At 38.6% G+C, this 13,835-nt stretch carries 13 protein-coding genes; 11 read left to right on the forward strand and 2 right to left on the reverse strand.

What is annotated here, in order from left to right:
* The first annotated feature begins 101 nt into the window (after positions 1-101).
* A complete protein-coding gene (locus IHV12_RS10820; protein ID WP_197126826.1) occupies positions 102-1,559 on the forward strand; it encodes a flavin monoamine oxidase family protein in 1,458 nt (485 codons plus the stop codon).
* 59 nt (positions 1,560-1,618) lie between these two features.
* Here IHV12_RS10820 and IHV12_RS10825 read toward each other — a convergent pair whose 3' ends face one another.
* Positions 1,619-2,140: a DinB family protein gene (locus IHV12_RS10825; RefSeq protein WP_197190840.1), complete on the reverse strand. Its 522-nt coding sequence runs from the start codon at positions 2,138-2,140 to the stop codon at positions 1,619-1,621.
* Positions 2,141-2,374: 234 nt separating this feature from the next.
* On the opposite strand from IHV12_RS10825, the gene IHV12_RS10830 reads away from it, so the two are divergent.
* The 8 genes from IHV12_RS10830 to IHV12_RS10865 all read left to right on the forward strand — a co-directional run bounded on the left by IHV12_RS10830 (position 2,375) and on the right by IHV12_RS10865 (position 11,123).
* Entirely contained in the window at positions 2,375-3,841 is a 1,467-nt protein-coding gene (locus IHV12_RS10830) for a SulP family inorganic anion transporter (RefSeq protein ID WP_197190841.1), read from the forward strand.
* 635 nt (positions 3,842-4,476) lie between these two features.
* Positions 4,477-5,232 carry a GTP cyclohydrolase II gene (locus IHV12_RS10835; protein WP_191754694.1) on the forward strand — a complete coding sequence of 252 codons (756 nt, stop codon included), beginning with the start codon at positions 4,477-4,479 and terminating at the stop codon, positions 5,230-5,232.
* Positions 5,225-6,313: a bifunctional diaminohydroxyphosphoribosylaminopyrimidine deaminase/5-amino-6-(5-phosphoribosylamino)uracil reductase RibD gene (ribD, locus tag IHV12_RS10840; protein WP_197190842.1), complete on the forward strand. Its 1,089-nt coding sequence runs from the start codon at positions 5,225-5,227 to the stop codon at positions 6,311-6,313. Before IHV12_RS10835 ends, ribD begins: the two co-directional genes overlap by 8 nt.
* A gap of 12 nt (positions 6,314-6,325) precedes the next feature.
* Entirely contained in the window at positions 6,326-6,904 is a 579-nt protein-coding gene (locus IHV12_RS10845) for a 5' nucleotidase, NT5C type (RefSeq protein ID WP_197190843.1), read from the forward strand.
* Positions 6,905-6,972: 68 nt separating this feature from the next.
* Positions 6,973-7,257: a hypothetical protein gene (locus IHV12_RS10850; RefSeq protein ID WP_197190844.1), complete on the forward strand. Its 285-nt coding sequence runs from the start codon at positions 6,973-6,975 to the stop codon at positions 7,255-7,257.
* A 198-nt stretch (positions 7,258-7,455) separates the two neighbouring features.
* Positions 7,456-8,520, forward strand: a complete 1,065-nt coding sequence (locus IHV12_RS10855) for a GerAB/ArcD/ProY family transporter (protein ID WP_197190845.1) — start codon at positions 7,456-7,458, stop codon at positions 8,518-8,520.
* 10 nt (positions 8,521-8,530) lie between these two features.
* The gene (locus IHV12_RS10860; RefSeq protein WP_197190846.1) at positions 8,531-10,012 is read left to right on the forward strand and encodes a spore germination protein; all 1,482 of its coding nucleotides are present in this window, start codon (positions 8,531-8,533) and stop codon (positions 10,010-10,012) included.
* Positions 10,002-11,123: a Ger(x)C family spore germination protein gene (locus IHV12_RS10865; protein WP_197190847.1), complete on the forward strand. Its 1,122-nt coding sequence runs from the start codon at positions 10,002-10,004 to the stop codon at positions 11,121-11,123. The genes IHV12_RS10860 and IHV12_RS10865 overlap by 11 nt, the downstream gene beginning before the upstream one ends.
* Positions 11,124-11,143: 20 nt before the next feature.
* Here IHV12_RS10865 and IHV12_RS23075 read toward each other — a convergent pair whose 3' ends face one another.
* Positions 11,144-11,977, reverse strand: a complete 834-nt coding sequence (locus tag IHV12_RS23075) for an STAS domain-containing protein (RefSeq protein WP_370568797.1) — start codon at positions 11,975-11,977, stop codon at positions 11,144-11,146.
* A 232-nt stretch (positions 11,978-12,209) separates the two neighbouring features.
* Here IHV12_RS23075 and IHV12_RS10875 point away from each other — a divergent pair, with 232 nt between their 5' ends.
* A complete protein-coding gene (locus tag IHV12_RS10875) occupies positions 12,210-12,518 on the forward strand; it encodes a PadR family transcriptional regulator (RefSeq protein ID WP_197190848.1) in 309 nt (102 codons plus the stop codon).
* Positions 12,519-12,531: 13 nt separating this feature from the next.
* Positions 12,532-13,719: a chromate transporter gene (locus IHV12_RS10880; protein ID WP_197190849.1), complete on the forward strand. Its 1,188-nt coding sequence runs from the start codon at positions 12,532-12,534 to the stop codon at positions 13,717-13,719.
* Positions 13,720-13,835: the final 116 nt, after the last annotated feature.

The following is a 13,835-nucleotide window of genomic DNA, read 5'->3' on the forward strand; positions in this document are numbered from 1 at the left end:
ATCATTGGCTGTCGTTTTTAGTTTTAATTACAAAATAATATTCTTTAATAATTTTTAATACATTGTTAAAAGGAATGAACGTTCATTTAGGGGGATTTGTGATGAATTCGAACCGTTTAACAGTTGAGGGAATGCTGGATATTATACAGAACGGTTTACCCATGACAAGCTCTCCAAAGAGGATGATTGTCGTCGGTGCAGGAATGGCTGGACTTGTTGCAGCCACACTTTTAAAGAACGCTGGACACGAGATCATCCTTCTAGAATCTACCCACAGAGTTGGTGGGCGTATTTACACAGTCAGATCACCTTTTACCCACGGTAACTATTTTGAAGCAGGTGCTATGCGTATCCCTGAGATGCATAGGCTTGTTTTGGCATATATCAAGAAATACAACCTTGCCATTAATGAATTTGTTAACAGCAATCCTCATGACCTTCTTTTGGTCAATGGCATTCGAACCACTTATGATGCTTATGAGAAAAATCCTGATATCTTAGGTTTTCCTGTCTTAGAAAATGAAAAAGGAAAAACTGCTGAAGAGCTTATCGCTTATGCTGTACAGCCGATAGCAGATTTTATTGATCGTGATCCTGATAAAAACTGGCCGATCATCATTCAAAATTTTCAATCATACTCACTTGATAATTATTTGCGCAACAACCCTTACGGAAGATCATTATCTGCTGGAGCGATTGATATGATTAAAGTGCTTCTATCACTAGAAGGTCTTCCCGAGCTCTCACTTTTAGAGATGCTTCGAGATATCTTAATCATTTTCAAAAAACCTCCTCTTAAATACTTTGAAGTTACAGGTGGTTACGACCAGCTACCTCGTGCTTTTCTTAGAGATTTACGGCACCACATCTATTTTGGTCAAAAGTTAACAAGACTAGTGCAGACAGAATCATCCGTTAAACTGTATACAGAAAGTCCGCAAACCTTACATCGTTTTTCTTTTGAAGCTGACAAGGTATTACTTACACTTCCGTTCTCGGTACTTAATTTTGTTGAATTCGAACCATATAATTCCCTCTCCTATCTTAAAAGGAAAGCTATTCGGGAGCTTCATTATGTGCCCTCGATTAAGATCGGAATTGAATTCAAACATCGTTTCTGGGAAAAGAACGGTCTATCTGGAGGGAAAACCGTCACGGACCTGGCATCGCGCTTCACTCATTATCCGAGCCGTATCAGAGAAGACATCCCTTCAGGTGTCGTGATCGGAAGTTATACGTGGGAAGATGATACGTTCCCTTGGAGAAGCTCATCCAACGAAATGAAGATTAAAGAAACATTAAAATATATTGCTCAGTTTCATGGTGACTCCATCTATCAGCATTTTGTTACAGGATTTAGCCACGATTGGTCCACAGATCCAAATGCAGGTGGATGCTTTACAATGTTTAAGCCATACCAGGAATTAGAATTGTTTGAAGCGATTAAAGCTCCGGAGGGAAGACTGCACTTTGCCGGCGAACATACTACACTCAAGCACGGCTGGGTTGAAGGAGCTGTGGAGTCAGGCATCAGAGCTGCAATTGAGATGAATGAGTAATTCTATTCACAGAAGAGAGCCGATATCAGGATGACATCGACTCTCTTTTAAACATGTGTTTAATTTTTGGTTAAGTATCGCTCTACAATAATATGACGATGGTGTATCTCATGACCGGCTATGATCATCATTAGAGCACGAGTGGTAACAGGATGCCCATTTGCCGTTCCTTTCCTTTCTAAAGCCTTCTTGTTCAAACTTTGAATAAGTTGTATGGTAGCCAAACGCACTGCAACAAAATTTTCTAGCAAATCTCTCACCTCGATTTCATCGAAGCCGGCTTCCTGTACATAAGCATTTTCATCATATCCAGGAAGTGAGGTTGTTTCTCCTCGTGCGATGGAAAGTAAACGATAACTCATGATTCTCTCCGTATCTGTAATATGGCCGATCACTTCTTTAATGCTCCACTTCCCTGTTACATAGCGATAGGAAAGCTGTTCATCATTTAACATGCTTACGATTCCAACTGTTTCTTGCATTTGATTCGTTAGTACTTGAACGATATCCCCTTCAGGTACTAAGCTTACATACGCCTTATAGTAATCGGCGTAATCATAACCTTCTGTTATCTTCTCCATATCCTCATCCCTTCCCCTTATGCAAATCATATAATTGTATTTTTCTACTAATGCTCCAAAAAAACAAGAAATTCAATAAAAATGAAAGAATAAAACTTATTTATACGCTTACATTCTGTTACTTCATTTTTACTATCCATGTTATAATCAAACGCGTTGACATCGGACCCCGACTTTCATGAGAGTTGAAAGTCAAAAAACAGTTTTCATCATAAAGAAAGAGGTGTGTTTCTGTTGGATCTTAATAAAATAAAACAGGAGTGGTTTGGGAACATTCGCGGAGATGTTCTTGCCGGCCTTGTAGTCGGATTGGCTCTTATTCCAGAGGCGATCGCTTTCTCCATCATTGCAGGTGTAGACCCTATGGTAGGTTTATACGCCTCATTTTGTATTGCCGTTGTAATTGCCTTTCTAGGCGGAAGACCTGGAATGATTTCAGCCGCAACCGGAGCTATGGCTCTTGTCATGGTCACCCTTGTTGCAGAACACGGACTGCAATACCTTTTAGCAGCAACCGTGCTGACAGGTGTAATCCAAATACTGATCGGAGTATTAAAGCTCGGGAAATATATGAAGTTCATACCTCGTTCAGTGATGGTCGGATTTGTTAATGCACTCGCCATTCTAATATTTAGTGCCCAGCTTCCTCATTTTGTTGGAGAGTCATGGGTAATGTACGCTATGGTTGCAGGAGCTTTAGCTATTATTTATCTTTTCCCGAGAGTCACAAAAGCTGTGCCTTCTCCTCTGATCGCCATTATCGTGATCACCATCATAGCTGTTATGTCAGGTTCAACGGTACGAACGGTAGGCGATATGGGTAAATTAACTCAAGCTCTTCCAATGTTTTTAATACCTGATATCCCATTAACATTTGAAACATTACAGATCATTTTTCCATACTCATTTGCTTTAGCTCTGGTTGGACTTTTAGAGTCTCTACTTACTGCTCAGATCGTAGATGATATGACAGATACGGATAGCGATAAAAATAGAGAAGCAAAAGGACAAGGAATCGCGAATATTGTTACAGGATTCTTTGGAGGGATGGCCGGCTGTGCAATGATTGGTCAATCGGTTATCAACGTTAAATCTGGTGGCAGAGGAAGACTTTCTACATTTGTTGCTGGAGCATTCTTAATGATACTAATCATCCTGCTCAACGACCTGCTATCGATGATTCCAATGGCCGCGTTAGTAGGAGTTATGATCATGGTATCCATCGGCACTTTTGATTGGTCTTCTTTAACAAAGCTTCATAAAATGCCTAGAACTGATGCTGCTGTTATGATCGTGACCGTCGTTACAGTGGTGCTTACTCATGATCTTTCAAAAGGAGTTCTAGCCGGTGTTATCTTAAGTGCACTGTTCTTTGCCGCTAAAATTTCAAAAGTTGAGATTTCCTCTAAGGTTGATAACAATAATAAATTATATATCGTAAAAGGACAGTTATTCTTTGCATCTGTAACAGATTTTGTTTCACAGTTTGACTTTTCAGAAGATGTAGAGCTTGTTACAATCGACTTGTCGCAATCTCATGTATGGGATGATTCTGCAGTAGGTGCTATCGATAAAGTTATCTTAAAATATCGCCAGAATGGAACAGAAGTTCAAATCACTGGACTCAATGCATCTAGTCAATCACTGATAAAGAAACTTGCCATACATGATAAAACAGAGGTAAAAATGACAGCACACTAAAAAACGTGTTCTTAATAAACATAAACAAAAATCTTCAAGAAGGTACACTTCATGGTGTACCTTTATTGCCGCCTTAAATAGTTTGAATATTTTGAATAATTATTGTTGAAGGCGTATACTTTTAGGTAGAACTGCCATTAAAACGTTGAAAGGACGCTGAGCACTTGATGATTAACGAAACAAAATATCGTCATAAAGCCTTTGATCAGCTCTTCCATCCCGAAGTGGAGAAAAACGATAATAATCATTTGATCTTCAATTATGGCATTGCCCTTTTAGGAGTACTCACTATCATTCTTACTAAATATTTCTAGAGAATCTTGAGTTTTCTGTTCGCTTAATCGCTCTGACTTTTAAATCAATACCAAAATTTTCAAGCAGAATAGTCTAACATACACGCTATCATTGAATTATTCCATATAATATATGAAGAAATCTATGTCTGTCATATAGAGGTCGGCATTTTCTCTTAACCCTACTTAAACATAAGGATTGAACCATCTTCTGATGAGTTCGATGCTTTTTTTTTCCATTGAGAGCAAAAGACTACTTTCAATTGATTTATCTGGTATAAAATAAACATATTCACCTAAGTAACCGACAAAATACGTATGAACTATAAAAGGGGTATAAGTATGTTACAAAGTAAAAACTTAAAAGAAAAAGTTCTCTCTATCCTTGAAGATAAAATACAACTCATAAAAAAAGACGAAGGTGCTATCTATTTGGTAGGACCTATCAAACTTCCTGTTAACCTATATGGAGAAACCGTTGTTTTCAATTGGTACTGCTGGTTAGAAGGCTGTGAGCAGACTGAAAACTTTGAAGAAGTGATCGATAAGCTTTCCTCTGCCAACTTAGCAGAATATCAGCAGTCCAGCGTTTTGGTTTATGGTGACTTTGCATACAATGAGGAAGCTCTTATTCGTATGCACTCGATTTGCCATACTGGTGATATATTCGGCAGCAAGCGATGTGACTGCGGTTATCAGCTCAAGCAGTCGATGAAAATGATCGTAGAACATGGTACAGGTGCACTCTTTTATTTAGCAAACCATGAAGGCCGTGGTATCGGTCTATTTAGTAAAGCAATGGCTTATCTGCTTCAGGAAAATGGACAAGATACAGTTGAGGCTAATGAAAGCCTTGGATTTGTAGATGATTCTAGGAATTATGAAGATGCTATAGAAGTACTGAAAGCACTTCGTTCAAAGCCTGTTACACTTATTACAAACAATCCGAAAAAATTAGAAGCACTCCATCAGGCGGGTCTTTCTGTTACAGCACGAGCACCCATCTGGGGTGATGTATCTGAATACAATGAGAAGTATTTGCAAACCAAGATCAATCGATCTGGGCATCTAGATGAAGGAGTATTTACAAATGAGTAGTCATGAATTCTACATGCAGCTCGCCTTAAATAATGCTAAAGCAATGAAAGGTCAAACAGACCCTAATCCGTTAGTAGGGTCTGTGATCGTAAACCACAATGAAATCGTCGGAGTAGGTACACATCTAAAGGCAGGAGAACCACATGCAGAAATCCATGCCATTCGTATGGCTGGAGATAAGGCGAAAGGTGGTACGATTTATGTTACACTAGAACCTTGCTCTCACCATGGGAGAACGGGACCGTGTGCTATAGCGATTGTAGAAGCAGGAATTAAAAAAGTGGTTATCGCCGCATTAGATCCGAACCCTCTTGTCTCTGGAAAAGGCGTGCAGATTTTAAAAGAAGCTGGAATTGAAGTAGAGACTGGAGTGCTTCAAGAAGAATCAGAAAGAATGAATGAAGTGTTCAACAAGTTCATTGTCCAGAAGGTTCCTTTTGTAACTTTAAAGTCAGGCATCACGCTTGATGGAAAGATTGCAAGCCATGCGAACAACAGCAAATGGATTACATCACCAGAATCGCGTGAAGATGTGCATAAAATGAGAAATGAAAATCGAGCTATACTTGTTGGTGTTAATACGGTCATTCATGATGACCCTGAACTAACGACTAGAATTCCGAATGGTCGAAATCCGCTACGAGTGATTATGGACTCGACACTTAAGATTCCTATAGAATCTAAAGTTGTAAGCGACAATCAAGCTGAAACCTGGGTATTTACTACCGAAAAGTATGACAAGCAAAAAAAGCTTCAACTTGAAGCTCATGATGTAAAAGTCTTTATTGCTGGTGAATCACAAGTTAACCCGCTCGAAGTTTTAAAAATACTAGGAAGCAATTTGATCTCTTCCCTTTTAATCGAAGGTGGAGGTACGATTAACGCAGCTTTTCTAGAAAACAAGCTTGTTGATAAAGCGGTTTTCTACATCGCACCTAAGCTGATCGGCGGACAGGATTCACCTTCATTTTTTGGTGGGACTGGGATCGAAAAGATGTCTGATGCCATCCAGCTGCACGATCTTACGGTTAACCCTATTGGACCTGACTATAAATTTACAAGTTATCCTAAATACGAATAAGAGGTATATATAATGAGATTTGGTTTTGACATTGATGATACACTGATTAACCTACGACAACATGCTTTTCGTATCTACAATAAAAAATTAAAGAAAGATGTTCCGATCGATGTTTTTGACACGATTGAAACTCTGGAGATTCACGAACCGTTTGGTCTTTCCAAAAAGGAAGGCAATCAGATGTGGATTGATTCTATGGAAGAGATTTATTTTACAGATTGTCCTGCTTATCCTGATGCCATTGAAGTGTTGCAAGAACTTCATAAAGAGGGCCATGAAATCTTCTACATTACAGCGAGACCTGCCAATCATTGCGAAGAAACAAAGAAATGGGTCGAGAATGCTGGATTCCCTGTGCAAGAAGGACGCTTTTTCTGTGGAATGAAAGATGAGGAGAAAATCCATACGATCAAAGATTTGAAGCTGGACTTTTACTTTGATGATAAGCCTAATGTCTTAAATACGCTAACGGAAGAACCTGTTCAGCTTTATGTTAGACATCAGAATTACAACAAAGATTTAGACATGCCTCGTTTGACGAATTGGTCTGAATTAAAAGAGATCATCGAAAAACATACTGACAAAAAATAGCACGCAGCCGCTGCGTCTATTTTTTTTGGCTTATATTTGATATGTTAGAAAAAATGGAGGTTTACCGTATGCTGCTATTTCTATTGCTTTGTTTACTGACTGCAGGTTTTTTTATAGAAATCTTTCAAAAACACATTCTTAAAATAAAAGAACCTGATATTCGTTCACTTTGGGAAGAGCTAGACAAACAAGATTGGTACAACATTTTGATCAGAGATTCTGAAATAGCTGAATGGATCGAGCTCGACAAAAAGAATGGTTTATTGAAAGATCCCTATTACGTTCGAAAAGTGATAGACAAACCCGGGCATCGTGAAGGTTATATTCAATACATAAAATCAAAAATGGATTAAAGGAGGTCTGCCTATTTAGGTTATGCCTCTTTTTTTTTGCCCAAGCTTCCCCTTCTATTCGTCTTAAGCGAGAATTCGCAATCCTTTAGAAAGGAAACTTCGCTTGGTTCTACTTCCACTTCTTTTGACAGTTTTGATTTCGCATAAACCTTAACAGATTTTAGAATACTAACTCATATTCAAGGAGGTGGGAAAAGCATGAGAATACAGCCTGGTGTAGCACCTATACATATTTACTTTCTGCTCATCCTTTCTTCCGGTTTAGTTAACCATGTGCTGATTATACCTGTTATTCTTTCAGCTTCTGGAAGAGACGCTTGGGTCAGTATCCTCATATCCATTGTTCCTTATCTATTATTTATTTTGCTTATTGGATCTGTTTTAAAGAAGTTAGGCAATCAAAATTTTACAGCATACGTAAAAGCGCAGCTCGGTCCGTTCACTTTTTATCTGCTTACTGTTCTTTTTATTCTTTACTTCTATTTGAATGCAATCATAACATTTCGGGACACAATCACATGGACAAAAACAAACTACTTAGCTGATACGCCTATCATTGTTCTTGCCCTATTATTAGGAATTCTTTGTTTCTTTGGCACCTTTAAAGGACTTCAAGAGCTAGGGATCGTGTCTATGCTCCTTTTACCGTTGGTCGCAACGTTAGGTATTTTTATTGCGGTTGGAAATCTTCAACATAAAGACTATTCAATGCTTCTTCCGATAGCCGAACATGGTTGGACTCCAATAGTGAAAGGCGGGACATATGTTCTATCGGGTTTAACCGAGCTAAGTACCCTCTTGTTCCTTGTACATTCAACAAAAAAGCAACTAAAGTGGCGTCACATCTTTCTTGTTGCCTTTGTCCTTATGGGTTTGATGCTTGGGCCAACGATGGCAGCCATCGCAGAGTTTGGTCCGTATGAAGCGAATAACCTGCGTTATCCAGCATTTGAACAATGGAAACTATTAACTATCTCAAAAGAAATTACTCGAATGGATTTTTTGTCTATATTCCAATGGATTTCAGGGGCTTTCATCCGGATAAGCTTGCTCATGCTCTTAGTTTGGAAGCTATTTGAAACAAAAAAACACAAGATTTGGATCATTGCTGCCATGTATGGATCTGCAGTTGCATATGCACTCGCACCTGTTTCAAATATTACGATCTTTAACTTTTTATATGATTACTTTTTTCCTGTACAACTATTTATCATTTTGCCTTTGATCTCTACGATTTGTATTGCTGTATTGCTGAAGAAATGAGGAGTCCATCATGAAATTTTTAAACAAAAAAGAAAAAGATTCTTCAAAAACAAATGAACTTTTATCTTGGTTTAATGAAAACCACGATATCATCATAAAAAAAGAAATATGTAATGAATCGATAGACACTTCTCTCATCGTCATGTTCTGTAAAGGTGTAACAGATATTTATTTACTCGAAGAAAGCCTGCTTCCCTATTTAAAAAGTGTGCTAACCCGTAATGAACCAGTGGATCTTAGCACACTAGGCGCACGGTATGTAGTTCACGAGATGGTGATCCATGCTGAACACAAACAAAAAATTGAACATGCTATTTTTTCAGGTCAAGTTCTCATCATGATCGCTAACACAAAAACGCTCTTCACTGTAAACCTTGCGAAAACACCTAATCGTTCACCAGAAGAATCCAATACTGAAATCTCGATCAGAGGTGCACGAGATGGATTTATTGAAGACTTAGAGACGAATTTTGCGCTCATTAGAAAACGCCTTAAAACATCGTCCTTGCACAGTAAATCCTTTACGATTGGGAGAAGAACTCAAACGTCTGTTTCCTTACTTTATATAAATGATATTATTGATCCTGATCTGCTTAAACGTGTGGAGCAAAGGCTCTCAAAGATCGATATCGATGCTTTAGTTTCAAGCAGTGAACTAGAGGAACAATTGTCTGATAGCATGTTCTCTCTCTTACCCTTGCTTCATAACACAGGAAGACCGGACCTAGCCGTCCAATCCCTTATACAAGGAAGATTTATTATTATTGTGGATGGTTCACCCACTGTTTTAATTGGTCCAGCTTCACTTGGGATCACCTTAAAATCACCAGAAGATGCTCATGCTAGTTTTTACATGGTTTCGTTTGAACGATTGTTACGTTTCACGGGTCTGTTTACAACGATAACTTTACCAGGACTATGGGTGGCTTTAACTACATTTCATCAAGATCAGCTTCCCTACCCGTTGCTTGCTACATTGACCCTTTCCCGAACAGGGCTTCCTCTATCTTTACCATTGGAAATGTTTATTATGGTCACCTTATTTGAACTTTTTAAAGAAGCTGGAGCAAGATTACCAAGAGCCGTAGGTCAGACCGTCGCCGTTTTAGGTGGATTAATCGTAGGGGACGCTGCTATTCGCGCGGGGCTTACCTCTCCTACAACACTCGTAATCGTTGCGATTACCATGATTGCAAGCTATACCTTTGTAAACCAATCTCTAAGCGGTAATCTGTTATACTTAAGAATTTTCACATTAGTCATGTGTGGCATGTTCGGTCTATTTGGTTTTTTTATAGCAATGTTAAGTTTGTTTTTAATGCTGAGTTCTCTCCGTTCCTTTGATTATCCATACTTGGCTTCATTTGCTACACCGAACGTGGCGGATACCTTCAAAACGATTTTAAAAGCTCCATTCCCACTCAATAAGAAACGTTCAGCATCTATGTTTCCAAAAGACAAAACACGTCAAGGTGATGACAATGAAAAATAAGAAGATCTTGATTGTACTATCAATTATGACTCTTCTACTTACAGGATGTTGGGGCGCGACAGGAATAGGAGATCAGCTTTATATTGAGGGGCTAGGGATTGACTATAAAGATGGTAAATTTATTGTCTACACAGAATCTGCTGTTTTTTCTTCTATCGCAAAACAAGAAGGCGGTGGTGGACAGAGTGGTGAGCAGCCAGTTTTAGTGGGTAAAGAAGAAGGGGACAGTATTACAATGGCTTTCAGAAAATTAGAGAAAACTTCTCAATATCCTCTTTATTACGGTCATGTACAGTTCATCCTACTGAGCGAAAGAGTTATCAAGGAGAAGCTGAATGTAGTCATTTCTCACCTAGGTCATGATCCGCTTATTAGACAAACCTCTTGGATATTTGGAACATCAGAAGATCTTGATGATGTATTGATCACAAAAGCGCCATTTAAACAAGCACCCTTATATAAAGTTATGTTTCATCCAGAAAACATGCTGGTTCGAAACCATTCTGTAAATCCAATAAGTATGCAAATGCTCTTTAGAGATGGAAACGAGCCTTTTGGGTCAGCTATTATTCCTAACATCAAAATGACTAAGGGTAAGTGGAATGAAGATGAGGACAGCCCGCATTTTCCAAACATCAGCGGAGGATTTGTCGTACAAAAGATGAAGCCAAAAGGTAAGCTTACACATACAGAGTTACTCGGGTTAGAATGGGTAACGAAACGAAAGAAAGAGAACAAGATGGAAATCCCTCTAGGAGACACGGTAGTTGAGTTAGAAGTAAAAGGATACAAAGTGCGTTTGAAAAAGCCAGTTAAAAATGAATTGAAATACACCTTAGAGGTTAAGGCAAAAGCAACCATTGATGAAAATCTAGAGGTGGACCCTAAACAAGAACTTGAGAAGCAGCTCGCAGAAAAGATAAAAAAAGATATTAAAGAAACGTATGCGAATGGTCTTTCCATCGATAGTGATCTTTACAATTTAACTCGTTCTACTTATCGAAGATCACCCTCACTCGTTAAAAAGTATGCATTGCAGAGTGACTCATTAGATTCAGTAAAAGTATCCGTTCAAATCATTCATTCTGGCAGTCAAAAGTATAAAAAATAAACTAGCATGCAAAAAGCGTGCTAGTTTTTTTGTTTGATGCTCTCAATCGCCTGTTTGACGTTTGCGAATGTTTTAATAGAAGAGAAATCAATACCTTCTGATACGGCACTAATAGCTAGCTCTGGACGTAAACCTGTTACTGAAACATCGATACCAAGTAATCCAAGAACACGGTATACATTAAAGATGTGTCCCGCAACCTCTGAATCCATGACAACAATTCCTGAAAAGTCCATAATCAAATATTCCACTTGAAGTTCAGGAATTTTTGGGAGAACTGCGTTCATCAGGTGTTCTGTGCGATCAGCATCTATTGAACCGATTAGGGGTAGTACAGCTAGTCCATTCTCAATAGGGACTACCGGTGTAGACAGCTCTCGGAGTTCAGATCTTGTTTTCTCTAGAATTTCCTCTGACTTTCGTTCAAAGGCAAGAACCGTTTCATTAATACTTACATCTAACATGTGATGAACCCGCTTCAGGATTAAAACAACATCCGCTGTTGAAAGTTCGTGGTCTAAACTAATCTTCAGAATGAAATCAGCGAACACCATTCGAGTATCTGGATATCGAATTAATATTTCTGAGATTCGATGATGTTTAGCGGCAGACCTCTCACCGTTCTGTCTGCTCCAATTCAATAGCTCCTGGGGTATAGATCCTTCATCACAATCGATTGAATCGCTTAGAAACGTTAAGAATTCCACATACATCTGTCTAGCTTGTTCAATATCTTCCCTACTTACTTGAAAACCGAATTTCTCAATAATATCATCAACGATTTTATTAGCTAAATATTCAGCGTTTTCATTTAAGTAATGAGCAACCGTTAATGTAGATCTCACTTTTTTCACTCCATCTCACCATTTAGTTTCAAGTTACAGCTTCTTCAATAATTGTAACATTAAAAAAACAGGAAATGACTAAACTGTGAAATTATTAAAACAATAACGGTAACAAAAAAAGATTATTAAGATTTTGTAAAGCTTATTTCCAAGGGGTTGTTAGGCTACACTAATCATGTTAAATTGATATCGAAAATCGATATTGGCTTTCGATATTAGTTGTATAAGGGGGAGTTCATCCTTGGAAGATAAAGTGCTGCGGAAATTGTTTCTTGGATTTATTCAAATACACATTTTGCATCACGCGCTTGAACACCCGATCTATGGCGTATGGATGCTTGAAGAGCTAAAGGAACATGGATACAACATCAGTACTGGTACACTGTATCCCATTCTTCATTCTATGGAAGCAGATGGTCTATTAATCAAGGCAGAGAAAAAAGTGGATGGAAAGATCAGAAAGTACTACACCGCAACTGAAAAAGGACAGATTGTCTTAACTGAAGCAAGAACAAAAGCTTATGAACTTTTTAAAGAAATAAAAGAGTAAGAGGTGATCATAAATGACACAAAATAAAAGCCGACTACAAATATTAATAGAAATACTTATCGTATCAACAAGGCTTGGTCTCACTTCTTTTGGTGGTCCAATTGCGCACCTAGGCTATTTTCATGAAGAATATGTAAGAAAGCGCAAATGGATGGATGAAAAAAGTTACGCAGACCTTGTAGCTCTCTGTCAGTTCCTCCCTGGTCCTGCTAGTAGCCAAGTAGGAATCGGAATCGGTGTTATGCGAGGTGGCGTATTAGGAGGAATTGTATCCTTTATCGGCTTTACTCTCCCTTCCGTTATCGCGCTCATCGTTTTCGCACTTATTCTGCAGGGATTAAATGTTTCTGATCTAAGCTGGATTCACGGATTAAAGCTCGTAGCCGTTGCAGTTGTGGCACACGCTATTCTAGGGATGGCTGAAAAACTAACACCAGATTTAAAAAGAAAAACCATCGCGTTGTTAGCTTTAATCGGAACGCTATTGTGGCAGACTGCGTTCTCTCAAGTAGGCGTAATCCTGCTTGCAGGCGTATTAGGGTTTTTATTATATAAAGATCAGACAAATAACGATGAAACAAAATATGAATTTCCTATCTCAAAAAAGTTTGCTGTTATCTGTTTGAGTTTATTCTTTGCGTTACTTCTTCTGTTGCCGCTCTTAAGAGATGCGACTTCTAACAGTTGGATCGCTATTTTTGACAGCTTCTATCGTTCTGGATCACTGGTATTCGGAGGCGGCCATGTGGTTCTTCCGTTACTTGAGCGAGAATTCGTACCATCTGGTTGGATCAGTGAAGAAGCATTTTTGGCTGGTTATGGAGCAGCACAAGCCGTACCTGGTCCTCTGTTCACGTTTGCAGCCTATATTGGAGCAGTGATGAATGGATGGCAAGGTGGATTACTTGCTACGGTTGCAATCTTTTTACCTGCTTTTCTTTTAATTCTAGGCACGCTCCCCTTTTGGAACATGCTTAGGCAGAACGCTAAAATCAAAGGTGCTTTAATGGGAGTAAACGCTGCTGTGGTTGGAATTTTAATCTCCGCCTTCTATCAGCCTATATGGACAAGTACGATTATAAAACCAATCGACTTTGCGTTTGCAGCTGTATTGTTCAGCATGTTGGTGTATTGGAAGCTTCCTCCATGGGTGGTCGTTGTAACTGGTGCACTTGGTGGTTTATTGATGTCATTTATATAAATATTAATTAAACATTTGTTTAAATTTTTGAAAAAGAAACTGCTTGAGTTCTTATGAACGCAGCAGTTTCTTTTCTATTGTAACAATCACTCTCTTCACAACTTCTACATAAGTGT

It is taken from the genome of Fictibacillus sp. 7GRE50 (assembly GCF_015903875.1).
Lineage (GTDB): Bacteria > Bacillota > Bacilli > Bacillales > Fictibacillaceae > Fictibacillus > Fictibacillus phosphorivorans.